The 26,788-nt window shown below is 39.3% G+C and carries 21 protein-coding genes, 2 tRNA genes and 1 riboswitch; of the genes, 20 read left to right on the forward strand and 3 right to left on the reverse strand.

Annotation, left to right across the window (positions count from 1 at the left end; all coding sequences use genetic code 11):
- The first annotated feature begins 383 nt into the window (after positions 1–383).
- The 12 genes from sigH to HPY74_08385 all read left to right on the forward strand — a co-directional run bounded on the left by sigH (position 384) and on the right by HPY74_08385 (position 15,499).
- Positions 384–1,052: an RNA polymerase sporulation sigma factor SigH gene (gene sigH, locus HPY74_08330; protein ID NSW90667.1), complete on the forward strand. Its 669-nt coding sequence runs from the start codon at positions 384–386 to the stop codon at positions 1,050–1,052.
- Positions 1,053–1,179: 127 nt separating this feature from the next.
- Positions 1,180–1,253 (forward strand) — tRNA-Gly (locus tag HPY74_08335).
- Positions 1,254–1,259: 6 nt separating this feature from the next.
- Positions 1,260–1,335: transfer RNA gene (locus HPY74_08340), tRNA-Thr, on the forward strand.
- Between the two features lie 113 nt (positions 1,336–1,448).
- Positions 1,449–1,775, forward strand: a complete 327-nt coding sequence (locus HPY74_08345) for a hypothetical protein (GenBank protein ID NSW90668.1) — start codon at positions 1,449–1,451, stop codon at positions 1,773–1,775.
- 678 nt (positions 1,776–2,453) lie between these two features.
- The gene (brxF, locus tag HPY74_08350) at positions 2,454–2,897 is read left to right on the forward strand and encodes a BREX-3 system P-loop-containing protein BrxF (protein ID NSW90669.1); all 444 of its coding nucleotides are present in this window, start codon (positions 2,454–2,456) and stop codon (positions 2,895–2,897) included.
- A 10-nt stretch (positions 2,898–2,907) separates the two neighbouring features.
- On the forward strand, positions 2,908–6,597 hold the full coding sequence (locus HPY74_08355) for an exonuclease SbcC (protein NSW90670.1): 3,690 nt from the start codon (positions 2,908–2,910) through the stop codon (positions 6,595–6,597).
- Positions 6,598–6,689: 92 nt separating this feature from the next.
- Positions 6,690–9,257, forward strand: coding sequence for a DNA methylase (locus HPY74_08360; protein NSW90671.1), 2,568 nt, complete (start codon positions 6,690–6,692; stop codon positions 9,255–9,257).
- Positions 9,258–9,273: 16 nt separating this feature from the next.
- Positions 9,274–11,958 (forward strand): DEAD/DEAH box helicase, encoded by a 2,685-nt coding sequence (locus HPY74_08365; protein ID NSW90672.1) that lies wholly within the window; start codon positions 9,274–9,276, stop codon positions 11,956–11,958.
- A 5-nt stretch (positions 11,959–11,963) separates the two neighbouring features.
- The gene (gene pglZ / locus HPY74_08370; GenBank protein NSW90673.1) at positions 11,964–13,448 is read left to right on the forward strand and encodes a BREX-3 system phosphatase PglZ; all 1,485 of its coding nucleotides are present in this window, start codon (positions 11,964–11,966) and stop codon (positions 13,446–13,448) included.
- Complete coding sequence (locus HPY74_08375; GenBank protein NSW90674.1) at positions 13,445–14,152, forward strand: hypothetical protein; 708 nt, start codon at positions 13,445–13,447, stop codon at positions 14,150–14,152. Before pglZ ends, HPY74_08375 begins: the two co-directional genes overlap by 4 nt.
- Positions 14,153–14,236: 84 nt before the next feature.
- Positions 14,237–14,328: riboswitch (SAM riboswitch) on the forward strand.
- Between the two features lie 103 nt (positions 14,329–14,431).
- Positions 14,432–14,665 carry a hypothetical protein gene (locus tag HPY74_08380; protein NSW90675.1) on the forward strand — a complete coding sequence of 78 codons (234 nt, stop codon included), beginning with the start codon at positions 14,432–14,434 and terminating at the stop codon, positions 14,663–14,665.
- Positions 14,666–15,103: 438 nt separating this feature from the next.
- Positions 15,104–15,499, forward strand: a complete 396-nt coding sequence (locus HPY74_08385; protein ID NSW90676.1) for a hypothetical protein — start codon at positions 15,104–15,106, stop codon at positions 15,497–15,499.
- 15 nt (positions 15,500–15,514) lie between these two features.
- Here HPY74_08385 and HPY74_08390 read toward each other — a convergent pair whose 3' ends face one another.
- Together HPY74_08390 and HPY74_08395 are read right to left on the reverse strand one after the other, a co-directional pair.
- Complete coding sequence (locus HPY74_08390; protein NSW90677.1) at positions 15,515–15,781, reverse strand: cytotoxin; 267 nt, start codon at positions 15,779–15,781, stop codon at positions 15,515–15,517.
- Positions 15,771–16,043, reverse strand: a complete 273-nt coding sequence (locus tag HPY74_08395; GenBank protein ID NSW90678.1) for an AbrB/MazE/SpoVT family DNA-binding domain-containing protein — start codon at positions 16,041–16,043, stop codon at positions 15,771–15,773. The genes HPY74_08390 and HPY74_08395 overlap by 11 nt, the downstream gene beginning before the upstream one ends.
- Positions 16,044–16,129: 86 nt before the next feature.
- Here HPY74_08395 and HPY74_08400 point away from each other — a divergent pair, with 86 nt between their 5' ends.
- A complete protein-coding gene (locus tag HPY74_08400) occupies positions 16,130–18,259 on the forward strand; it encodes a DUF4320 family protein (protein NSW90679.1) in 2,130 nt (709 codons plus the stop codon).
- A 62-nt stretch (positions 18,260–18,321) separates the two neighbouring features.
- Complete coding sequence (locus HPY74_08405; protein ID NSW90680.1) at positions 18,322–18,891, forward strand: aminotransferase; 570 nt, start codon at positions 18,322–18,324, stop codon at positions 18,889–18,891.
- Between the two features lie 474 nt (positions 18,892–19,365).
- On the opposite strand, the gene HPY74_08410 is transcribed toward HPY74_08405, so the two are convergent.
- Complete coding sequence (locus HPY74_08410; GenBank protein NSW90681.1) at positions 19,366–19,722, reverse strand: helix-turn-helix transcriptional regulator; 357 nt, start codon at positions 19,720–19,722, stop codon at positions 19,366–19,368.
- A gap of 254 nt (positions 19,723–19,976) precedes the next feature.
- Between HPY74_08410 and HPY74_08415 the strand changes: the two genes are divergently transcribed.
- The 6 genes from HPY74_08415 (at position 19,977) to HPY74_08440 (ending at position 26,474) form a co-directional block, all read left to right on the forward strand.
- Entirely contained in the window at positions 19,977–20,246 is a 270-nt protein-coding gene (locus HPY74_08415; protein NSW90682.1) for a hypothetical protein, read from the forward strand.
- Positions 20,247–20,453: 207 nt separating this feature from the next.
- Positions 20,454–20,645 (forward strand): TM2 domain-containing protein, encoded by a 192-nt coding sequence (locus HPY74_08420; GenBank protein ID NSW90683.1) that lies wholly within the window; start codon positions 20,454–20,456, stop codon positions 20,643–20,645.
- A 9-nt stretch (positions 20,646–20,654) separates the two neighbouring features.
- Complete coding sequence (locus HPY74_08425; protein ID NSW90684.1) at positions 20,655–21,308, forward strand: hypothetical protein; 654 nt, start codon at positions 20,655–20,657, stop codon at positions 21,306–21,308.
- A 16-nt stretch (positions 21,309–21,324) separates the two neighbouring features.
- Positions 21,325–22,005 (forward strand): TIGR00266 family protein, encoded by a 681-nt coding sequence (locus tag HPY74_08430; GenBank protein NSW90685.1) that lies wholly within the window; start codon positions 21,325–21,327, stop codon positions 22,003–22,005.
- 75 nt (positions 22,006–22,080) lie between these two features.
- Complete coding sequence (locus HPY74_08435) at positions 22,081–23,364, forward strand: hypothetical protein (protein ID NSW90686.1); 1,284 nt, start codon at positions 22,081–22,083, stop codon at positions 23,362–23,364.
- Between the two features lie 5 nt (positions 23,365–23,369).
- Complete coding sequence (locus HPY74_08440; protein ID NSW90687.1) at positions 23,370–26,474, forward strand: S-layer homology domain-containing protein; 3,105 nt, start codon at positions 23,370–23,372, stop codon at positions 26,472–26,474.
- The last annotated feature ends 314 nt before the right edge of the window (positions 26,475–26,788 follow it).

Below are 26,788 nucleotides of genomic sequence, written 5' to 3' on the forward strand. Positions count from 1 at the left end.
GTAACTAAATGCTCCAAGTCTTAAGAGCCTGTAAATTCACTTCGGGGCAAATCAAACTCGCAAAATAATTTGAATAGAATTTAATAATATTTCAATGTAATTATTTTGCTTAGAACAGTTGATTTGCTTACCCCTCGTCGGATTAACAGGCTCTATAAGACTTTCCGCAATGTTACTTCCAGCATTTTCTTCAAAATTTGAAAATGCGCCCGTTTTGCAGCTTAATACAACTTGACATAATGGTATCTATTAATTTATAATGTATATATATTTATTTTAATGATAAAATGGGTGTAGTATAAGTATTTCCCTGCTATTAACAAAAAATAAGAATAATAAAGCAAAGTAAAGGTACATTAAAGAAAGTAGAAGGGGGCATTACTTTGAAGTCCAATTTACAACTTGAGACAACTTCTATTTATAGTGTAATGGATGATGAGGAAATTGTTATGGCAGCAAGGTCGGGAAATGATAAGGCCCTCGAATATCTAATCCATAAATATAAAAATTTTGTACGTGCAAAGGCAAGGACATATTTTCTTATTGGTGCCGATAGGGAAGATATAATCCAGGAAGGAATGATAGGGCTTTATAAGGCAATAAGAGATTTTAAAGGGGACAAGCTGTCATCCTTCAAGTGTTTTGCTGAACTTTGCATAACAAGGCAAATTATCACTGCCGTAAAAACTGCTACAAGACAAAAACATATACCTTTAAACTCTTACATATCATTGAATAAACCGGTTTTCGATGAGGAATCCGATAGGACCCTGCTGGATGTAATTTGCGGCAATGAGGTTGTTTCAGACCCGGAAGAAATGATTATAAGCAGGGAAGAAATTGCAGGGATAGAGGGAAAATTAAATGAAATGTTAAGCAAGCTGGAGTGGAAAGTACTGTCCTTATACCTTGAAGGAAAATCCTATAACGAAATTGCCCTTGAGTTGCATAGGCATGTTAAATCTATAGACAATGCCTTACAAAGAGTAAAACGTAAATTAGAGAAATATTTTGAAGAAGAAAAATTCAAATTGCATTATATCAATGAATAAAGACCTAGACAAAATATTAGAATTGTGGTATAAAAAATGTAGTATCAGCAATAAATTTAATAAGTATAATGAATATAATTTATTGCAGAGAAATTTAATTATGAAATTTATAAATATGAGCATTAGCGCGGGTGTAATTCAATGGTAGAATATCAGCTTCCCAAGCTGACTGCGAGGGTTCGATTCCCTTCACCCGCTCCATTGTATGCCCTCATAGCTCAGTAGGTAGAGCGCATCCATGGTAAGGATGAGGTCACCAGTTCGATTCTGGTTGAGGGCTCCAGAAAAAATCCTTCAAATACTTGATTTTAGAGTATTTGAAGGATTTTTTAATTTTTGCCATTATCCATTTTTTGCCAAAATTATTCAAAAAAATTGTTTTTAAGTGGTACTTAAGTGATACTAAATAATGTACATTACATACATTTATACCTATATAGCTATTTTGGCATAACTGTAGATGTTAATGTTGAAAGAGGAAAATTAAATGTTGACAAGTATAAAGAACTTTCGGATAAGGTTATGGAAGAATTCCCGAACCTAAAGGTTATGATAATTACATTGCACGAAAGTAAAAGCGCAGATTATAATGGATGGTCTGCATGCCTGAACGATGGCGAAAACTTTTATCATAGCCGAAAATACGATATTACTGATATAGTGGATCGTGTGGGTGCAGGAGATGCTTTTTCAGGAGGTTTAATATATGGGTTTAATAAGTAAGACAAAGAAGATGCCCTCAATAATAAAATGTATACCTTAAGATAATATATATGCTAAGGCCGAAAATACTGTTAGTCACTATGGTGCTGAATGATTTTATCCGTTTATTTATAAGGAATATAAGGAAGAAGACATAAAGAGCTATGATTTTATGTTTCAGGTGCATAATGAATCTAATGAATATTGAAAAATGCGTCGATAGCAAAATGTGGTAGAGGAAAGAAAAATAGATGAGGTTGTCGATAAAGAAAAAAGGGAAAAGCTTTTAAATACTTGAAATGGGCGCGTGATAAGGCTGATTGGCTTGATTCTCTTATCGTCTTACAGAAAAGGAAGATGAGCTTTTAGGTAAAAGCAAACATATATTTGAACTCATAGAAGATGAGGATTTTTAGACAAAATGCTAACCTTAAACTTGATGTGTGAAAACATATCAAGTGTTTTTTTTAGTGTTTTTCGCCGTTCGAAGCACGTTGAGTGCGTAGTATCGCTCAAAAGAAAACACAGTGAGTAAAACCTTGCATAGCAAGGCTTTATGGGTTCTTGGGAGGAATTGGATATGTTCCCGTGGGCGGGGGGAGGAAACAGCCAAAGGAAAAAGAAACTGTAATATCAATTTATTCTTGAATATTCTTGCAAAAATTAATAGAATAGAAATGTGAAAAGTAGGTGTTTTATATGGATGGTCATTTGATGCTCAAAGAAATTGCTGAAGGATATTCGGTAAAAAGTCAAAAAGTTATTATTGCCTGTGTTGACAGGGATATATTGAAATACTTCTTTTCGAATTGGGAATGGCTAAATCTTGGACTCATTGTATCCGAACATCTTTTAAAGTTGCCGAAAGAAGCTAGAAAAGAGGAGATAGTGGATATTGTAAGAAAAATAATAGAAGTGACTGATTCGGAAAATGTTGTGATAGAAAACATTGATGTTCTTTTTTCACCCGAATATTCCCTTGATGTTATTAAATTATTTACATTGGCAGGGAAAAACAAACGTCTAATTATATTATGGGAAGGCACTTTTAAAAACGGAATTCTCACTTATGCAGAACCAGGTTATGATGATTATCACAGCTACGAGATAAAAAATTATGATGCATATTGCATCACAAAATAGAGGTGATAGAATGAAGTACAGTGAACTGGTGAGTTTTGAGCCCATTGAAACTGTTATTCAAATTAAGGATGCCGATGATTCGGAAAAAGCAGCAAAACTTATCGAAAGTTATGTCATGTCGGATGATATGGCTAAAATGATTAATGACAAGATACTTTCAGAACTTAATCTAAATGAAGTTGTGGATAACAAAGGAGTATTTCTTGTCGGTAATTATGGTACGGGTAAATCGCATCTCATGTCTGTCATATCGGCAATAGCTGAAGATGAAAATAATATTAAATATCTAAAGAATAAAAAGTTTGCCGAATATATAAAACCAATTGCAGGTAAATTCGAAGTGCTACGTATTGAGATAGGTGCAGTCAAAACATCTCTTAGAGATATCATAACAAAAGAACTTGAAAAAGATTTATCAAAAAGAGGTATTTTTTTTACTTTTCCACCAGCAGACACCATAACCAGCAATAAGGAAGCTTTGAACGAAATGATGGCAAAATTTGAGTGCGCTTATGGTACCAAGGGTTATTTGCTGGTTATTGACGAATTGCTGGATTATCTAAAGAGCAGGACACAAATGGATTTAATGCTTGATTTTGCCTTTTTAAGAGAACTTGGTGAGTTCATCAAAAACTCGAGATTCAGGGTTATTTGCGGTGTACAGGAAGCGCTGTTTGACAACCCAAGTTTTACTTTTGTGTCGACCACACTATTAAAAGTTAAAGACAGGTTTGAACAGGCAATTATCAGAAGAGAAGACATTGCCTATGTCGTTTCGGAACGCATCCTGAAAAAGAATGCAGAACAAAAAGCAAAAATACGGGAACACCTGCAAAAATTCTGTAGTCTATATAAGAACATGGCAGAACGCATGGAAGAGTTTGTTGACCTGTTTCCCATCCACCCTGCGTATATTGAAACATTCCAGCGCGTTTATTTGGCAGAAAAACGAGAAGTATTAAAAACAATTTCAGCAACTGTTAAGAGTATCATTGACACGGAAGTCCCTTCAGATGAACCGGGAATAAAATCCTATGATTCCTACTGGAAATATATCAAGGAAAACCTTGCCAAGAAGGCTGAGCCGGAAATAAAAGAAGTACTGGATAAAAGCAGCTTATTAGAAGATATCATCAATCGTTCATTCACTGCGAAAGCGGTATATAAGCCGTTAGCCATCCGAATCATTTATGCTTTGAGTGTGCACAGATTAACCACGGGCAGCCTTGATGTAAAATCAGGCCTTATTGTTCAGAATCTAAAGGATGACCTGTGCCTTTATATAGATACACCTATAAAGGAAGAAGAGTTTCTTCTTTCAACAATCCAATCAGTAATGAAGGCAATCATGGAAACAGTAAGCGGACAGTTTATTGCATATAATAAGGATAATGAACAGTACTACCTTGATTTGAAAAAGGACATTGATTACGATGCCAAAATCGAGCAAAAAGCGAACGTACTTCATGATTCGCAATTAAACCATTATTTTTATTCCATTATTTATGACATGCTTGATTGGGATGCAAATGAGTATGTTCCCGGACACAAGATTTATGAATATTTTATAAACTGGGAAGAAAAAAACATTTACAGGATTGGTTACTTGTTCATGGGTGAGTCAAATGAACGACCTACGGCACAGCCCCCAAGGGATTTTTACGTTTATTTTCTGCCTCCATATGGAGTATTAACGGCTGCTGATGAAAAAAAAGATGACGAGGTTTTCTTAAAATTTAAAGGCGATGAAGAGTTTAAATCGAACTTAAAAATGTTTGCAGCAGCCACGGAAATGGAACTTCTCGCAGCCCAGTCGGATACAAAGAAAATATACAACAGAAAAGCCGAAGATTATAAAAAGGCAGCTAAAAAATGGATTGACGCCAATAAGATTTCTTGCTTTACAGTTACATACAAAGGCATAACAAGACAGCTTATCGAGGTTTTGCACGGTAAACGTCTTAATGACAAGACTTTTAAAGAAATAATTGACATGGCAGCTTCGATATCCTTATCTGATTATTTTAACGAAAAATATCCCAGGTATCCAAAATTCCAGGTAAAAATCACCGAAAGGAATATCCGGGAAGTATTGGGTAGAGGACTTGATTATATTGCCGGAAAGCAAACCCAGGACGGAGCGAATCTTTTGGACAGCTTCGGACTGTTGTCAGAAGGTAAAATAAAGCCCGAGAACTCAATGTATGCTATGCATTTTATCAAAAAAATAAACAGCCTGCCCTCCAATAATGTTTTAAATGCTATGGATATTTTTGACAACCCATACCATGATGTGTATTATGACAAGGAATTTAAACTGGGACGAGAATGGATAGTTCTCATCTTGGCTGCCATGGCTTATAGCGGATATGTGACAATTCTTGCCGGCAATAATGTAAGGTATGATGCATCAAATCTCGATGCACTGGCAAAAGAAAATCTCTTGTACTTGATTGAATTTAAACATATTGCAAGGCCTAAAGCCCCTGCCATGGCTGAACTGAAAAAAGCGTTTAGTGTACTTGGTATTCCTGAAGGACTCATCGTAAACCCCAATACATGGGATGACGCAGTAAAAGAACTATTAAGCACCACTAGAAACCTCGCTGACAGGGCTCTGCATGCCAGGAATATTTTAAACGAGAATTTTGTTCTCTGGGGTGAACAGCTTATTCCCAATAATATTATGGACGATTACAAGGAAAAAACCCGCGTGGTATTGGATTTTGCCAATGCAGTCAATAGCCGCTTTAATACACCGGCAAAACTAATAAATTTTGATTACACAATTAAGCAGCTTGAAAACATTGCCGAAAGCATCAGAACAATCCGGATCGTGGAAAGATACCAGGACTTAAAGAATCAATGCTCTGCTAACATTGAGTATTTCAGTAAAGTAGAACTTGTAGTAGATGACGAAAACTGGAAAAATAAAATTAAGGCTGAAAAAGATGCCTTCTTTGCCGTAAGGGATGCCCTTAGAACACCGGATGATGTTACCGACTATGCAACCATCATCAATCAGAGGCTAAATGCCCTGAAAGAAGAGTATATTACATATTATATGGATTTGCACGCAAAATGCCGTCTGGGTATAAACGACAGCGCCAGGAAAGGAAGAATCCTTGAAGATAAGACCATGGCAAACTTAAAAAAACTTACAAATATATCCGGTATTCTTTCGGTGGGTATATTTAACGAAATTGTTGAGAAAGAACTGTCTCCGCTCAAGGTATGTTATGAGCTTTCTTCCGTGGAACTTAAGCAAAGCCATATTTGTCCTCACTGCCATTTTAAACCTTCGGATAATGAAAAACCGGTCAAAGGCAGTCTTGATATAATAGAAGATAAACTTGAAAGACTTCTAAAGGAATGGACACAGGCGATTTTATCAAGCATTCAAGACCCGCTGGTAGCCAGTGATACAGAGTATCTTAAACCGGAACAAAAACAGGTAATAAAAGCATTTTTATCAAGCCAAAAATTACCGGAGATTGTAGACAACCACTTTATAGAAGCAGTGAATACATTGCTGCAGGGACTTGACAAGGTAGAAGTGGACATTGGCGAGCTAAGCCAAACCATCCTTTCCTGGGGTCCATGCACGATTGATGACTTGAAAAGAAAGTTTGATACATTAATTGCTAGGTGGTCTAAGGGAAAAGATAAGAATAAATTAAGGATAATTATTAAGAAGTAAATTACTATGGACAGGCTTGCCAACGATGAGTTAAGGCAAAACATTGAACGAAAAGGAATTGAAATTTACAGGAGGAAGGATTAATGAAGCAAATGAAGCTGACTAAAGAGCTATTGGACAAAGTACGTCATTTCGAAGGATTTCCCATAGGCAGGGATGAGGATATTATTGCATTATCGCAGCCGCCGTATTATACTGCATGCCCCAATCCCTTTATTGAGGACTTCATAAAAGAGCATGGCAAACCCTATGATGAAGAAAATGACTGTTACCATCGGGAACCTTTTGCTGCAGATGTCAGTGAAGGGAAAAATGATCCTATATACAATGCCCACAGTTACCACACCAAGGTGCCATATAAAGCAATAATGCGTTATATCCTGCACTATACGGAGCCGGGTGATATAGTCTTCGATGGCTTCTGCGGCACCGGTATGACGGGGGTGGCAGCCCAGATGTGTGGCAATCCTGACCCTGAATTTAAACTGCGGATTGAAAGCGAAATGCCATACGTGAAATGGGGGGCACGGAAGGCCATACTAAACGACCTTTCGCCTGCAGCAACCTTTATTGCTGCCAATTATAACCTTCCGGTAGACGTTGTAGAGTTTGAGAAAGAAGCGAAGAGAATCCTTGACGAGTGCGAAAAAGAGTGCGGCTGGATGTATGAGACACAGCATGTCGACGAAAGCGGCAAGGTAATCACGGGAATTGACGGGAAACCGATCATAGGGAGGATAAACTACGTGGTCTGGTCGGATGTTTTTGTATGCCCTAACTGCTCTAAAGAAATTGTTTTCTGGGAAACAGCGGTGGACAAAGAAAAAGGACAGGTGGTTGAACGATTTTCCTGCCCGCACTGTAGAAGCGAACTGAAAAAAACCGACTGCGAAAGGGCAAAAGAGACGGTATATGACAGGGCTTTAAAGGAGAACCATACCTTTGCAAAACAAGTGCCGGTGCATATCAGCTATTCGGTGGATAATAAACGCTGTAATAAGGACCCCGATGCCTTTGACTTAGAACTCCTGCAAAGAATCGAGGAAATGGAAATACCTTACTGGTATCCCACGGACAGGATGCCGGAGGGATATAATACCGAGCAGCCAAAAAAATCTCATGGAATAACCCATGTGCACCATTTTTATACGAAGAGGAATTTGTGGGTATTGGCGAGTTTATATAAAAAGATTTTACTGGTGCAAATTCAAAAAATAAGGGAAGCTTTACTGTTTGGTTTTAATAATGTACAACAAAGACACTGTAAACTAAACGCTATGCGTTTTAATGTATCATTTCCATCAAATATTACAAGTGGCACGTTATATATGCCATCTCTAATTAAAGAGAATAATATTTATGATCAATTTAAGAATAAATTTTTTAAAAGGTTTACTCATGTATTTAATAAGCTTATAATAAAAGATAATTCGATTATATCAACAAATAGTCATACAAATGTAGTAATGGTTCCAAACAACTCTATCGACTACATCTTCACAGACCCGCCGTTCGGCAGCAACTTGATGTATTCAGAGCTCAACTTCCTCTGGGAAGCATGGCTTAGGGTATTTACCAACAACAAACCTGAGGCGGTTATCAACAAAGTCCAAAAGAAAGGCTTGACTGAATACCAGGAGCTCATGGAAAAATGCTTTGCCGAGTGCTACCGCATCTTGAAACCCGGCCGCTGGATGACGGTAGAGTTTCATAATTCTTCCAATGCGGTGTGGAACAGCATCCAGGAGGCATTGCTGCGGGCAGGCTTTGTGGTAGCCGATGTGCGTACATTAGATAAGCAACAGGGAAGTTTTAAGCAGGTTACTACTACTTCTGCCGTAAAACAGGATTTGATTATCTCTGCATACAAACCCAAAGAAAGCTTCAAACGCCGCTTTCTTGAGCATGCCGGCAGTAGTGATGCAGTCTGGGACTTTGTACGGCAGCACCTTGAAAAGCTACCGGTAGTGGTTGAAAGCAAGGGTAAGCTTACCGTGATTCCCGAGCGGCAGGCATATCTCCTTTTTGACCGCATGGTGGCATACCACATTATAAACGGCATTCCTGTACCCATGGATGCGGGAGAGTTTTACCAGGGACTTAAGGAAAGGTTTGTTGAACGGGATGGGATGTATTTCCTCCCTGGTCAGGTAAATATTTATGATGATAAAAGGCTGCGCATGGAGATTGAAAATAACAGCCAACTTTCGTTTGTTGTCACTAATGAAAGGACAGCTATACAGTGGCTGTATTATGTACTAAAAACTCCCAAGACCTACCAGGAGATTCAGCCCAAATTCATCCAGGAACTGCATCAGCTTAAATATGAGAAAATGCCTGAACTAAGGGATATCCTGGAAGAAAATTTCCTGCAGGATGAAAATGGTAGATGGTATGTACCTGATGTCAATAAGGCCTCAGACCTGGCTAAACTAAGAGAAAAGAGGCTTTTGAAAGAGTTTGATGAATATGTAAACAGCACGGGGAAGCTCAAAGTGTTCCGACTGGAGGCTATCCGTGCAGGTTTTGACAGGTGCTGGAAGCAGAGGGATTTTAAAACCATAGTTAATATTGCCAGACGTCTGCCAGAAAACGTAGTGTATGAGGATCCGGCTATTCTTATGTATTATGACAATGCTTTGGGCAAAGTAGAAGGTTAATTATGGGGGAAGGTACATGTTTGATATAGGCCAGTGGGCTTATGACACTGTTAAAGGTGTACGGGTGCAGGTTATCGGAAAAGAAGACCTCTGGGGTTATGTTTCCTACCAGGTCTATGAGCCTGTGTCAAAGATGTCTTATTTCATCAACGGAGATTATCTCGACAAAAGTCCGGAAGAAAACTACTCTGTTTCATTTGTGCGGTATATTACAGCCCTTGCAAGGATCAAAAATGAATTGGCTGAAGGTATTTTTGTTAAATTGGACGAAAGCATCCTGCCTTTGCCACACCAGGTTTATGCCCTGAACAGGACGCTTTCCGGTAACAATATCCGCTATTTGCTGGCGGATGAAGTGGGTTTAGGGAAAACCATTGAAGCAGGACTGATCATCAGGGAATTGAAAGCACGCGGCCTCATCAAGAGGGTTTTGATAATCTGCCCCAAGGGACTTGTGACCCAGTGGTATATGGAAATGCTGGACAAGTTTCATGAAAAATTCAATATTGTATTATCGGAAGATTATGATACCATCAGAAGAATTTATGGCACCGGAAATGTTTACGAGGCATTTGATAATGTTATCAGTCCCATGGATTCTATAAAGCCTTTAGAAAAGAGAACAGGATGGGACGATGAAAAGATACGGCAGTATAATGATGAACGTATCTATGCCATTATCAACAGCGGATGGGATTTGATTATTATAGACGAGGCCCACCGTGTGGCCGGAAGTTCAAGTGAAGTGGCAAGGTACAAGATGGCAAACCTGTTAGCCAAGGCAAGCCCCTACCTGCTTCTGCTCACTGCCACTCCGCATTCGGGTAAAACAGAGCCGTTTTTGCGCCTGGTAAGGCTTTTGGATGAAAAGGCTTTCCCGGATTATCGTGCTATAGTAAAGGAGCAGGTTGCACCCTATGTTATCCGCACAGAAAAACGCGAAGCGATAGATTATGAAGGCAACAGGCTTTTTAAGGATAGAATAACCAGGGTTATAGGTATAAAGTGGAGTGAAAGGCATAGTTTGCAAAAGGAGCTTTACCAGCGTGTAACCAGGTATGTAGCCAATGGATACAAAAAGGCCATAAAACAGAAAAAATACCACGTCGGGTTTTTGATGGTTCTCATGCAAAGACTGGTTTCCAGCAGCACCGCTGCAATTCGTGAAAGCATAGAAAAACGGATAGCTGTCCTAAAAAATCAGTCATCCCAATTATCTCAGCTAACCTTGCAGCTATCTTTGGAAGATTTGTACGAAATTGATGCAGAGACTGCCCTGGAAAACTTGCTATCGACAGCGGATTTCGATATTGATTCAGAACTTAACGAGCTTGAGCAAATTTTAGCCGTAGCAAAGCAGGCTGAGCACCAGTTTTTGGATGCCAAGGCAGAACACCTGGTTGATCTACTGGACAAGCTTTATACCGAAGATAATGGAAGAAAAGTGATAATCTTTACCGAGTTTGTTGCTACGCAAATATTTTTACGCGATTTTTTGCAACGTCGCGGGTATTCATGCTCAATTCTGAACGGTTCCATGAGTATTGATGAAAGAAGTGCTGTGCTCACTGAATTTAGGACAAAGACTGACCTTCTTATTTCTACGGATGCCGGCGGGGAAGGTTTAAATCTCCAATTTTCCAATGTGGTAATCAATTATGATCTTCCCTGGAATCCGATGAAAATTGAACAACGTATCGGCAGGGTGGACAGAATCGGGCAAAGCCGTAATGTATTTGTGTATAACTATGTGCTTGAAGATACCGTGGAAAAACGGGTCATGGAAGTTCTGGAAACAAAGCTTTCTGTTATCCTTGAACAGATGGGTATTGATAAAATACAGGATGTCCTTGATAGTGAGCTTGCAGAAGTTGATTTTACCGATGTTTACATTAAATCAATTGCTGACCCTAGATACACTGATTATTACCTTGACAGGCTTGAATCAGATATTAAAGAACAAGTTGCACAGGCGAAAAAAGTCCGAGAGTTAATGAAAGATGATAAAACTTTTGATGTTGCTCTAATATCGAATATTGACAAGAACAATAATGTTATAGACTTATTGCGCCGGATGTACGTAAATTATAAGGAGTGGAAAAATAAGAGCATTGAAAATATTGACCAGTTAATGATTGATCTTAATCATGAAGAAATAAAGACGCTTGTTAACCAGGTTTTGCATTGGGATAAATCAGACGGTGCTGTTATCATTAATATCCCGGATTTACCCAATGAGAAGGGATATAGGTCCATTTGGGAGCTCAGCATAAGTTCTGACGTTCAAGATAAACGTATCATTCCTGTTTTTGTAAACACAAATGGGCTTTCGCGCCCAGCTTCAGCTAATAGAATATGGGATGAACTTTTAAAACCGGGAAGGGTTATTGAAGTACTAGGAATAAAGCAACTGTATGATACTGATTATGAAAAAATATTTAACGTAGCTAAAGATACGGCTTACAATAGTTTTTTTATGCTTAAAGATAGATATGAAAAACGGAATCAACTGGCATACGAAAAATATCTTTTTGCTTTGCAGTTAAGGCTTGAAGCTGCTGAAAGGATTGGCATAGAAAATATCAAGAGGAGCAGAATTGAATCCATTAGCAGGGAAAAAGAAATAATACAGACCGAGTATGCTTACAAAAGAAAATTATGTCCGGTATTAAGACCTGTATTTATAGCATTTATGGAGTGATGATTTTGTTTTGCACTTACTTGCTTGACAAGCTGGCTGTAGATTATGAAAACAGGATCCTTCTTTTTGATGAGGATAACCTTTTCATAAGGAGCGGAGCTGTGCAGTCTGTTAAAAGCAGGGGCTTTGAAGTAATAGAATATACAGAGCCACTGACATTCCGATATTATTATGAAGCAAGGCTGCGGGATAATAAAGACTCAAAAGTGGTTATCCACGTACGGGATACTGCCATTTTTGTTCCCTATGATATCAGAAAACGTTTTTATAACGTTTCAATTGATTATGTTAAGCTTTTCCCAAAGTTGGATGCATTGGTATTGAGAAAGGCTCGCCATATTGACCTTGATTTGCTGTATGTGGCTTATCAAAACTATTTTGGCGATAATTTAGGTGCCAAAGGTACCATGGATTTTATTCGAAAAAGGATGTTTGAAGAAGCAAATGCTAATGAATTTGTAGATTTATTAAGTACCAAAATTAAGAAGCAAATAAGAAGAGAAAGTCTAAATTACAAAGATTGGCTTGATGTGGCTAAAAACTGGGGAAAAATCCGCATGCTTGTTGACGGTGGGTATGCTGTTAGAGATATTCATGAATTATCACAGGAAATCAACAAGGCTTTTAAGTTATGGATGTTTCAACATTACCACCAACTTTCAGCAAGCCCAAATGTTGATGGCCCGGTAATTGTCCATAAAATAAACGATTATATGCGGACAAGAAGCCAAAAGATTGCGCTTATTCTTATAGATGGCATGTCAGTGGAAAATTGGCTGACTATTCTTGCTCATGTAGGGGATTTCGATTATAATATTGAGGATGGTTGCTGTTTTGCATTTGTACCGAGTGTTACTGCCATTTCCAGGCAGTCAGTGTTTTCAGGTAAGCTCCCGGTGAGCCATAGCGACCCGTTTTCTTTAAAAAATGAAGAAAAGCAGTGGGTAGAGTATTGGACAGAAAATGGATATAAGGCAAATGAAATTTACTTTGGCAAAGGGATGGAGGTAGATATACCTTATTACATTAAAATTGCAGGCATTGTTATCAATTTTATTGATGATTTAATGCATGGTCAGATCCAGGGGCAGAAAGGAATGTACAGGGATATTGCTTCATGGGCGCGCGACGGAGAGTTTAAAAGATTTGTTGGTGGATTAATAAAAAGAGGGTTTGATGTGTATGTGGCTTCGGACCATGGAAATGTTGAAGCCCATGGGCAGGGAAAACCTAAAAATGAAGGCTTGCTAACCGAAATGACATCATTAAGGGCGAGGATTTACCATGATTTTGCTGTCACAGATAAGGTTGAGGAGAATTTTAAAGCTTTTAAGTATCCCGGCATATATTTGCCGAAGGATTTCCAATATATTGTTTGTGAAGAAAATACTGCTTTTGGCACAAAAGGAAAAAGTTATGTTTGCCATGGCGGGATGAGTATTGAAGAGGTTATTGTTCCATTTATCAGGATAAAGGATGTGACTTCATGAGCAAAGCTGTAGTATTTGCCAGACCAATCAGGCAGGAATGGCTGGATAAAACTGTTGAAATGTTGCTGAATAGCCAGAATAGAGATGAGATAAAAAAAAGTCTTAATGTCTATCTTGCCAATTATATTAAAAGCAGTACCAATATAAGAAAAACAAGAGAAATTCTCATGAATATATGGGTGGATATTGATGATAATAACCGGGCTTTCCGGGATAAGTCTTTAGAAGTTTATAAGAATAGCATCCAGTCCGACCGGCTAGCCATCCATTGGGCAATGCTGTTATTGGCATTTCCTATTTTCCGGGACTTATGCACCATTATCGGAAAACTGACAGATATGCAGGAAGAAATAACGTTGTCTCAAATCAAAAGAAGAATTTTTGAAATATGGGGTGAGAGAAGCACGCTAATTTATTCAGTGCCGAAAAATATAAAAACACTAAGGGACTGTGGCGTATTGGAACAGGTTAAGACCGGAGTTTATAAGGTAGTAAAGCATGAGATAAAGAATAACGACGTTAGTTGCCTGCTGTTGTATGCAGTTTTTAAGACGAGTGATAAATTGTACCATAGTTTTTCTCATATAGACAAACTAAAGGAATTGTTTCCCTTTATTATTGAAATCGGAATAGATGATTTGAGTTTAAGACAAATGTTTAGATTAGAAAGAATGGGTGGAGAAACTGTTGTAAGCATTAAATAGTTTTCTTTTTTTGAAAAATGTGAGAATTAATTTTTAATTTCAAAACATGTTAAAATATTGTAAAATAAATTTGTAAATATAACCGACTTATCAAGAGTCAGGGTAGAGAGTTGGCTCGATGATCCTGCACCAACCTGCAGGATGCTGCAAGGTGGTAAAGCCAGCACCGATGAGGAGGTGGTCATAATGATTGAATATTAGCCTTCTTGTCAGGTTATGGCAGGAAGGCTTTTTTGATGGTATTATTTCCTAAGAACTAAATGAATGGAGGTATGTTGTGTGGAACTTAAACTAATGGGACACGGATATACGATTATTCCGCAGGATGACGGGACCTACCAGGTGGCAATGATACTTTCGGAGCATGACAACGAGGATGAAGCTATCACAGCGAGGCTTGAAGCAATGAAATATGTATGGAAATGGGACGTATCAATACCACAGCAGTGGCAGTATGGGGATTGGGAAAAAGTTGTTTCCGGTGCATGTACTGCTGCCCATAGTAAGATGTGAGGCATGTGGGAAATATTTTAGAGTAGAACCTGAATTTATGATAAAGGGTACAATTCTTACTGTTCCTGCACTTGTTTTCGTGGTATTTACATATCCATAGCTTCTGCATTGGGTGTAAATACATCATGGTTTGGAGCTGATGCCATGAAAGTGGCCAACCTTTTGACATACTCATATATAGAATCAAACCGTCCTAATTTGCTTCTGATCGATGAAGCACATACCTTTTTAAAATGGTGTAACACCGTTTTTCCCATTGTACCAATGGGGCATTGGTTGTAAACAACCAGTAAATAATATTATATAAAGAAGAAATAAAAACTTTTTGTTATTTATACCTCCAGAGCTTTATATCTGGAGGTTTTTGTTTTACTAGATTTTGTACTGTGATTCTTATATCAAGTCTGATTTAAAGTGATTCTATCAGTCTAGAATAAAGTGACGCCTTACAGGGACGTTTTAAGGATACTTGAAACCTACAGGAAAAATGCAGGCCCGGCACTCAGGAATGAGCTTGACATAACCATTGCCGACATGAAATCCGGCAGCTTCGAGGCTGCGCTTTCACGCTTTGAAGCGAGAATCGGAAGCGCCATGCTGTCTGATGTGGTAAGAGGGTTGTTAAGCGTTTTAAGAGGTGATGACGGCAGGGTGTATTTTCAAATGCTGGCTCACGACTTCAAACTGCTTGAAGTTCAAAAGCTGAAGCTGATTGCCATGAAACGCCCTTCAAAAGTGCGGAAGTATTCATTCTTCATGCTGGGGTGTTTTGTGATAATGTACCTTGCAGTAATGACGGTGGAGATAATGAAGGCTATTTCGGGATTGTTCTGAAGCCCATGATATGATTTATATATTCTCAACTATGGAATGATGGCCGATGTCCAGGGTAATAATAATATCGGAACCGTAGTAACGCCAAAGAATACGAATATCCATGTTAACGCTGCACTCAAACAATCCTTCATAGCCTTTGATTTTCTTTGTTCTTAAAGAAGGATGATAGGGATTTTCCTGAAGGATTTTCAGCTTACCGGCCACAATTTTCTGCTCATTAAGGCTCAGCTTCTTCAGGTTCTTTTCGAAGTTCTTTGTAAATGATATTCTATACTTCATCCAGTTTAATCCCCATGTCTTCAAACATTTTATCTATATCATCATAGCTCTTGACGTCGCCATTTTCCAGTTCTTTTTCTGTCTCCTTCAATAACCTGGCAATACGAGCCATTTCCGACTTTGGATAGACCACGACGGGACAAAGAAATATGCCTCCATCCTTCTCAATTACCTCAAACTTGTCACCTTCTTTTATGCCCAGATGCTTTACGATTTCAGAAGGTATGGTAATTTGTGAGCGTCCTCTTAATTCCACCAGCATGGAAATCAATCCTTTCAGAATTTCGTACTTTCTGATTATATTATATGCAAAATCCAAAAAAAATTCAATAAAAAGAGGTAAGAAAAATGGTTTTCAAATTATTACAATCAAAATCAGGTGAAGGCTATGTGGATGTAATTATCTTCATCATGTCGGCCATGCTGGTTATAGCGCTTGCAGTGAATGTCCTTCCGGTATTTATTGCAAAGCATCAGCTGGATTACTTTGCAGACGAGCTTTGCAGGACGGCTGAAATCGCAGGGCGGATTGCCTCGGAAACCACCGCAAGGGAACGAGAGTTGAAGGAACAGACAGGCATAAATCCGGCAATCACATGGACAGCAAGTTTTGTTCCGGGGACAGGCAGGGTGCAGTTGAATGGAAAAATAACGGTCACGCTGAAACACACTGTAAATATCGGGCTGTTCGGCAGTTTTGGCTCATTTCTCATAGAATTGACTGCCAGGGCAACCGGAAGGAGTGAGGTTTATTTTGGAGGTAAAAAAATGAAAAAGTTTATAGTCTGCCTATTGTGCTTTTACATTACATTTTTATCTATAATAAACGTTTTTGCTATAGGTGAGGGAAACATTGATGGAGGCGGAGGAGGCATGAGCCATGGAACAAGTGAATATTACTGGAATAGCGGCGATGACGGGGTGAGAGTAACAGTCATCCGTGACAGCGATAATACAGCTGTTTCTACACCAGTTGATTTTACAAACAGGCATCCGGATAACATTCAGGTTGATTTTGGCAAAGTGAGCAAGATACAGTATAGAAATGGTGCGACATTAACCCCGACTACAAGTACGTACTTATATAATAATCCAGAGCAACCCTTGCCGAGAATAGTCAGTAGTGACGGTAATGTTAATATTGTAGCTATAAAAAGTTATTTTACTGATGAACAGATAATAAGAAGTATAGCAAGTATAACAGGCTTTAACTATGAACAGTTGATAGATGGGAAATACAAGCTTTTATTGGAACCTATCGCATACTTTACATTTGACGGATTAAAGGTTGCGATGACAGCCCATGAAGCAGCTTTATATGACCAGCAGATTGGAGGCAGGCTTAGAAGCACAATGCCAAGCCTCACCCATAAGAATTTGCCCCTTGCCATGTTCCTGGAAACCTCTGATTTGGGATTCCCGGCCTGGGATGGCCCAACCACCGAAAAGGTGTCGGACGATCAAATCATATCTTCACTGGGCCTGGGAATTGTCCGATTTCGGGAAGCCGATACTCCTGTGGTTATTGGTGGAAGTGATTTTGAATACAGGGTTGACACAGATGTAATCACTGCGATTACTGTGACTGCCGGCAGCAGAATTACCCCTGACAATCCTGCGACAGTGACCTTTAATATTAATGGTTCAAGGTACAGTGTAACGGATGTTGTTATACCGGAAGGTGAGAGTCAGGAGGTCTGGGTAAAATGGCATACGCCGGGATACCCTACAACTTTAACCATTACTGCCAGTGCGGACAGAGGTACTGTAAGCCGGTCAACCATAACTGCCAGGGTTGTGGACCTTAATGAAAAGGTTCCACCCAACCCTACGGCAAACGACGAAAAGCCAGATGGATATTCTATTCCTGCTGTACCCAATATGCCGCAGAAAACAACAGCCTCCTGGGGATTATGGAGCTGTTACTGGAAAGCAAACTGGGTATGGGAGCCTCATTGGGTATGGGTTTCGGATGGAGATGGCGGAGGACACTGGGTGGATAATGGCGAGTGGGTAGACCGGGGTGATTGGGAATACACCTACACAAACTACTCGGCCAGTCTTACAGCCAGTATGACTGTCACACCCGATGCAAAGGTTCCAACCGCATCAGGGAAAACCATGAAGTCGGGGTACGGAATTAACCTGAATGTAAAAACAGGTTTATGGTCCAATGCACTGTCGTCAGCAATTACAGGAGCACAGAATGTATTGTCCTACTATCCCGAATTCAATTACAATACATACCTCAGACTGTCCGATATGATAACGGGCGGGTACAGTGCGGAGTTTGAACTGAAGCCCAATGAATTTTCAACCTATGGCAGAAATGGTGATATCATTGCCGGCGCTTTTATAATCTGCTGCTCCAATGATGAGGGAGAGATGATTTCACTTACGGATGAGCAGAGTCAGGGACATCCGGGACAGGTATTTATACACGCGGGACAACAAGATTATGATGTATATAAAGATTAACCGGAAAGGTAATTTCATATGACAAAGCTCATAAAACAATAAAAATCAGGCTTGAAGATTCATTGTCGGTAGGGGACGGAATTGAAGTCTGGAGTGATGAAGAGGAGCACCCGGGAAATATTGTTACAGGGATGAGGGTTAACGGCAGGAACATACACACGTCCAACCCGGGGGATACCGTTATAATAGGCAGCATAAGCGGGAAAATACGGGAAGGGGACAGGGTTTGTAAAACCTCCGATAAAAGGCTTAATGCAGCAGCCAGGGAGACCTTTACGGGAAGAGGCCGCAGAAAAGTAGGCTTGAAGGGTAAGATCACATTAAAGAAAGGAACTCCTTTAACTCTCAGGATAAGCGATGGCGATAGAAATGAGATCCGGGTTGACAGCGGGTACAGGGACGAGCTGGGAATAATCATCACCAATACATCGCCCGTCTGCTGCAATGAGGAAGAAATGCTTAGCATAGATTCTAAGGAAAATACGGGAGGTACTTACAAGATACGAAAGGGTGACCGGATAGCCCAGATTGTACTGCAGGCTGTGCCTAAAATGCGGCTCAAAGTGGTGGAGTCTGTGGGCAATATCGGCACCAACCGGGGCGGTGGTTTTGGGTCGACGGGGATGAGGTAGTAAGATTATATTATTAAACGGGGTTTTGGTAACACTGATAAAGGAAATATTAAATAATTAATGTGGAATAGACATTCAACATAAAAATTTCTCCAATTATCTACATATTTCTTTTAATTAATTTATCGCATTTTAATATCAAAACAATAATTTAAGAATATATTCAGAAAATTTATGAAAAAGTGTAGAAAAGTTTGAATTTACAAAATCTGGACGAGTTTGTATAATTATTTTGCTAAAGTTTGACAGTACTAGTGACACAATGTTGGATGAAGTGCTAAATTTTGTGAGGAGCCTATGAAGAGTGCTTCTTATATGGGCACCTGAAATAAATATAAATATTATTTCAAGCTCTTCAAAAATATTTGCAAATAGGAGCGATGCTAATGTTCTATATAAATCTAGGAGTTCCTACATATATTCAATATTCATTGATGGAATAGAATACATCAACATTGACTACAAATGCCAGGATTAATCCTTTTTTAGAGCGTTTATCGCAGAAATGATTTTTCTTATGTCTTCAGGCGGTATGCTTTTATTCTCCATTTCCTTTGCCAGTTTCAGGTATTCTACACCGACATTGAGCAACTCTTTGGGGATATAATCTTTTTCAAGCTTTACCAGGTCCCTCTCCTCGATCCTTCCAAGAAGCCAGTCGACAGTCACGTTAAAATGATTGGCGATTTTAATTATTATATCATACTCAGGCATTCTCTTTCCGTTTTCATAAAGGGATATTGCGCTGCCATTCAAGTTCAACAAAGATGCGAAATCCTGCTGCGTCATTTTATGTTCCTGGCGTAATTGTTTTATTCTTTTTCCTACCATTATAATATATACTCCTTTTAAATGAGATTCTAGAAGATAAAAACCTATCAAACGCATTTGATGTCCAATCCTGTTATTTACTACCTGCAGCTTATTGCTCATGGTAAATTATAAGTACTATAATTATAATATTTTCAATATGAAAAGTAGTAAACAATGATTTTGGTGCATAAACTCATTACGCGAAAGCTTCATTCGTTTATTGGCACCAAAATCACTTTCTACACTCAATTGGGAACCTGGTAAAACAGCTGATGACAGAAAGTCAGGAAGAGCTGGACCGGTGGAAGAAAAGAATTTTGCATGCTCTTGGCCGGAACGGTGCAGTGGTCACCGAGATCATTCCGGAACTGGAATGGATCATCGTAGAGGGAATGTCCAATAAGGAAATTGCCGATAGGTTGGAGATCACCATAAATACAGTTAAGGGCTATATAAAGAATATATATGAAAAACTGGGAGTAAACAGGAGGGTACAGGTCGTAACCAGGGCAAAGGAACTTAAGATATTAAAAAATAAGTAGGATGATAAAAAAATGTGTTTTCCCACCCTTTCGGGTGGTTTCTTTTTTTTAAGATTACTCTATAATCTTAAATGTTCGATAAGCAGAGAAAGGATGATGTTTATATGGAGTGAAAGCAGACACATATAATGAAAAGGGACCTATACTTTTAATAAGTGGGGTACACTGTATTAACCTTTAATTAATTAAAGATAGGAGGGGTCTATTGTGAAAAGCAAAACAACAGCACTTATTTTAGCAATACTTTTACCGGGCATTGACAGAATGTATCTGGGTAAAATCGGCACGGGAATTTTGAAGTTCATTACGGGAGGCGGTTTTGGCATTTGGTGGATCATTGATATAATTTTAATCGCTACCGATAAAGCAACCGACAATAAAGGCAATAAACTTCAATAGGGGGTCAATATGGAAAAAGATAAACTTTCTGCTAGACTTGAGCTTTTTGTTGCCATATTTTTAGGTATCACTGCAGTGCTGACAGCCTGGGCATCGTGGCAGTCTTCGCTTTATGGCGGTAATCAAGCAACAAAATACGCAAAGGGTATTGCAATTATTGGAGAAGCAAATTCCATGTATAATGAAGCAGCTCAGTACATTGCACAAGACATGGAGCTCTGGAACAGGATCAGCGACTTGCGCGTTGACCTTGAATTTGCAAAAAGCAAGGGTGATGAGGAGGTTGAGAAACTCCAATGGAAACTTGACCAAATCATGGCTGATAATGTAAGTGAAGAGTTGGCGGCAGCCATCGAGTGGGCAGATGCACAACAGGAATATGCCTCCCCCTTTGACAAAGAGGGATTTATTGAAAGCTATTATGAGGAAGCAAATGCAAAATACGAGGAAGGACAAAAAACTTTAGAAGCAGGGCAAAAAGATAATTCACTTGGAGATGTTTTAGGACTAGTGACCGTTATTTATGCAGTTGTACTGTTTTTACTTGGTATTGCTGCGTCTTTTGAAGGTATACGCACTCGAATTGCTGTTATTGCTGTTGCTATTATTGGATTTATATACGCCACAATAACAATGCTTAGTGTACCTATCCTAACTTTATAGGACTGGAGGGTTAATTATGAAATACAATATTTTTGGCGGTAATCTACCAGCAGTTACTATTACTCTGGATAATGGGGAAAGCATCTATACCCAATCAGGTGGAATGACCTGGATGACAGACAACATTGTAATGAAAACAAATATGAAAGGCGGTTTTCTCAAAGGTCTTGGTAGAATGCTATCCGGAGAATCGCTTTTTATGGCAACATATACCGCAAAGGCAAACGATGCTGAAATTACATTGGCATCTTCTTTTCCAGGTTCTATAGTTGCTGTTGATATTAGTAATAGCAATGTCATTATTCAAAAGAATGCATTTTTGTGTGCTCAGCCAACAGTTGAGCTTAGCATGTATGTCAACAAAAATGCCGGTTCCGGATTTTTCGGGGGTGATGGGTTTATTCTGCAAAAATTGGCCGGCAGAGGGCTTGCATTCTTTGAAATTGATGGTGCATGTTGTGAAAAAGTTCTTGCTCCAGGAGAAGTCATTAAGGTTGACACTGGCAATGTTGCTGCTTTCGAAGAAGATGTAAAATATGAAGTAGAAACTGTAAAAGGCTTTAAAAACATTTTATTTGGTGGAGAAGGCTTATTCCTTACAAAACTCACAGGACCCGGCAAGGTATGGCTGCAGACAATGACAATGCCAAACTTTGCTCAAAAGATTATTCCGTTCTTGCCAAAAAAGAACGACTAACGAAATGATTATTTAAGGTGGGAATCAGTTGCGATGCCTCACCTTTTCTTTAATCTATAGAATAGAGGTCAATACATGAAAAAAATATTAATATTTTTAATGCTTACTTGTTTGATACTATCTTTTACAGCCTGTTCAGATGGCGAAAGCGGGGGCAATGAAGAAAGCAATTCCCCTTCATCTGAATATGTGAAGCCTGAGGACGCCGCTCTTTACACAATCATGGTATACATAAATGGCTCCGACCTTGAAAGCCAGGGGGGAATGGCGACAAATGATATTGCAGAAATGGTCTCGGCAAATTTTCCAAAGAAAGACATTAATGTGATTATACAAACCGGCGGGACAATTAATTGGCAAAACGATATTATTCCTGGTAATAAACTTGCCAGGTATCGAGTAATTGATGACGATATTGAACTTTTAGAAGAATTACCTGCCAAAAGTGTTGGGGAAAGTTCTACGCTGACTGCTTTCATCAATTACTGCATGGATAAGTTTCCAGCAGATAAATTCGGGCTTATTATGTGGAACCATGGGGGCGGAGCGGTAACTGGATATGGAGTTGATGAGCTGTTTGATTATGATGGCCTTACTTTAAATGAAATGAAGACAGCGTTTGATAATTCATATTTAAAAACCCATAAATTAGAATTTCTAGGCTTTGATGCATGCTTGATGGCGAATATCGAAACAGCCTACATGGCGAAGGATTATGCAAAATATCTTATTGCGTCAGAGGAATTAGAACCGGGCTGTGGCTGGGATTATGCTACATGGCTGTCTCGCCTGGGCAGCAACCCAAAGATGAACGGTGATGAAATTGGACGAGAAATTGTTGATAGCTTCGTTAGCTTTTATAAAAATAATGGAATGGAAGATGAAGCAACTACTTTATCTATTATAGATTTAACCAAAGTGGGAAATGTTGTATCAGCTTTGGAAGATTTTATAGAAGCTGCTGATATTTCAAGTTCAAGTTATCAACAAATCGCAAAACCTCGTTCGAAAACCCGTGAATTTGGTATGCCATCAGAATACGGCGGTAGTACCGACATGGTTGATATTGTGCATATGGCACAACAATTCAAGGCTATTTATCCAGGTGAAGCCGATGCACTTATCAAAGCAGTGGAAAATTCGGTTTTATATAAATCTCAGGCTGATTTTGTAAACAATGCAAATGGCTTATCATTATATTTTCCCTATTCTGCAAAAAAAGAGATAAAAGAACGTATACCCGTTTATCAGACAAGCGGCTTTTCATCAAAATATATAAACTATGTATCAGAGTTTGCATCCGCTTTAACGAATATTATACCGATTTTATTGAGGTGTCATATGACGAATAGGAGGTAATAGTCATGAAAAAGACAATTGCTATTCTTGTGACAATTATGCTCATATTGTCACAATTTTCAGTGCTTACAGTTTTTGCGGCAGGCGATCCTGACACAGGTGAATACGCTGACGAAGTAATACGTCTTGTCAATGAGGAACGTGCTAAAGCAGGGCTTGGAGCTTTAACCACAATGGAAAATTTAACCTACGCTGCAGAATTGCGTTCTGAAGAACTGGTGGAAGTATTTGGTCACGACCGTCCGGATGGGAGTGAATGGAAAACGGTACTGGATGAGTACGAAATTTCATATAGTATTGCCAGCGAGAATATTGCTTATGGCCAAAAAACTCCGTCAGCGGTTGTGTCCGCATGGATGAATTCACCTGGACACAGAAAGAACATATTAAATGAAGAGGTCAATTATATAGGGGTAGGCTATTATCTAAATGGCGCTACGCCGTATTGGGCGCAGATTTTTATCGGCAGTGACGAATCGGATGAATCAGAGGGACCGAAGGAAGAAAAACCAACCGCCTCTGCACAAAAACCCAAACCACAGACAGAATCAACGCAAACAGACGCATCCGGCGAATCGGGCAATATTCAAGCGGTGGAAGTTACGCAGGTTATGGGGAAAGGTCAATCTATAGACGATGGCAAGCTGTATTATATGCGTTCGTTTGTTGCAGGGAAAAATACTGCCGTATTAGTTGTACTTAAAAATGCTGTGACAGTTGATCCGTCCGGCAATACACAATATGTAACGGTATCGAAAGACGGCAAGGAAATTGCCAGATTGAAGCCGCTGGGCCCTGCCATACAAACGAATATCATCCAATTCGTGCCGCAAAACTTAAAAGATGTTGGCAGCTGGGCAGCAGGAAACTATACTATTACCGCTGTGATTGAAAATGACAAGAGCAGCGTTGATGTAAAGTTTGAAGAGCGTATGACAATGCGGGTGCTGGCTGTTCCGGTTAAAGGGAATTGGGGTGGAGAAATAAAAAGCACCGAAGGTGATTGGAAAACGGCAGGAAAATTTACCCAGGCAGTATACCCCCTCAAAAATGGCGGCCTTATCTGGGAGCTTGCGCCGGAACTTGATTTGAGCGATGACAAATATGATCTTACAACTGATGATGGCATGTTTGAAGTTTGGCAGGCCCTTGCTGACAAGCAAACACGTGACAACAAATATACACTTATCGTAGGTTTCGTCCGTGACCGGCAAGGCGATGGCAGCTTACAGGGATATACTTATGGGCTACCGGCAACCATTGTCACCGAATCCGATGAAGATATGTTGGCAACGGTTGCACATGAAATTGCTCATTGTTATGAAATCGGCGATGAATACAGTGGCGGTTCTATTAATATGAATATAAATCCCGCTCCTTATGGTATGTCCGGAAGCGACTGGTACAACAGTGAAGAGGAAATTACGGCAAATAAAAAGTTTATTAAAGGAGAATCTGAAACATACGGCGAAGGCTCGCTTGTTTTGGAAGAACAGCACGCATACGAACCTTATGGGCGCGGCCTGTTGGGCACTATGGTAAGTTACATGGGTTCCGGTGCAAAGCAGTCACAATATTGGACAACATCGGCACTTTGGGAGCAACTTTTCAAAAGCTTTGCACATAGTGGAAAACAGGTATTGGCAGACCAAAGTCAAGCCGAAGAGAAAGAATGGATCGATTTAATTGATATTTCCGGCGTAGTCTACAAGGACGGATCCATTCGTCTTGACCCGTCTTATCAATATGAAGGCTTATGGGAGGATGTGAAAGAACCAACAGGAACAGGATATTTTGTTGTCTTACTCGATAAAGAAGAAAAAGAACTTCAAAAGGTAAAGTTTGGCGTTTCGTTCACAGCAAATTCCAATCCGCCGAGAAGTCTCGATAAAGCGCCGTTTTCTGTAACTTTAAAATATCCGCAGGATACGCAGTTTTTAGAACTTCGTTATGGGACACAAACAATTTATCGTAAAGAAATATCCAAGAATAAACCGGAGGTATCGTTCTCACCGGTAACTGGCAGGGGGGAATTAAGCGGAAAACAGATTATCGAATGGCAAGGAAGAGATAAAGATGGCGACAAGCTCTATTACGAGCTCTGGTATTCACCAAGTGAAGACGACTGGATATGCCTTGCAAAAGATATTACCGAAACTGCTTTTGAGGTAGATTTCGATACGCTGCCGGGCGGGAAAGAAGCAATATTCTATCTTTACGCTACAGACGGGATCAATACGGCTTATACCGAGAGCGAAAGTTTTTCCGTTGCTTACAAAGCGCCGGAAATTATGACCGAGCAAAAACAGCCGGAAGTGTTTAAGGTGACGGATGAAATTTACTTTGAAGTAGACGTGTATGACCCCCAGGATGGCTATATGTATGAACCTGAAGGACAAATTGTCTGGAAGGATAAAAAAGGTGAAGTTGTATCTGAAGATTATGCTTTGCTATTTTACCCTTATGAGCTTTCAATCGGTGAGCACACATTTACAATGACTGCAACCAATTCCGGAGGGAAAACGGTTTCACGCGAATACAGGTTTTTGATTGAAAATGATGAGTCCGCTTTGCCTCAGGGTTGGTCGAGAGAAGAGTTTAAAGAAGCAATGGTGCTGGGTTTAGTTGACCCTGAACTTATGTATGGTTATGCGAATAATGCAAGTAAGTTGGACCTTGCCATGACTGCCGTCAATCTGTATCTTCAAATTGCTGATGTGATTGAAGAAGTAGAACTCAGTGAAGAAGCGCCATATGCTGATTATGAAGACAAGGACGGCTATGCCGAAATGGCGGTAAAGTATGGTTTTCTTACTGCAAATGACAATAAGTTTGAACCTCAAAAGCCTGTAACCCGTTCCGAAGTAGTGGATACTTTCTGCAAGGTACTCAATTTAGCAGGATATAGAATCAATCAAAACGAGAATTTTATTGAAAAATATACCGATATTGGAACATTAACCGGGATTTCAAGGGCAAATATGGCATGTTTTAATGCGCTTGGTATCATAAAAGGGAGTGGAGATAATAAACTTGCACCATTTGATTTTGCTACGCGTGAACAAATTGTCGTGATAGCAAAAAGGGTTGCTGATGAAGTGTCAGAGTAATGGTGAAAATATGGAAATCGATTTTGATTTTTAGGGTATAATATAATCAACAAGTTTGCTGAGTATGTTATTCTATATAGGTAGCGATAAAGATTTTGCATCTCAAGGGGTGATGGTTTTCTTCCGGAACAAATTTTAATAGCACCGGAAAGATAAAAGCCATCACCCCGTCAGAACGTTATTGTTGCTGCCTAATGTTTACAAAGTGGATATTTACTATAATTGGGATTTGATAACCAACGATTTTTTTCTTACCAATTGGTCTTTCATACTCTGAAATAACTTTCAGCTTCAGCCTGGTTGTAGAACAAAAA

It is taken from the genome of Bacillota bacterium (assembly GCA_013314855.1).
In the GTDB taxonomy this organism is placed as follows: domain Bacteria; phylum Bacillota; class Clostridia; order Acetivibrionales; family DUMC01; genus Ch48.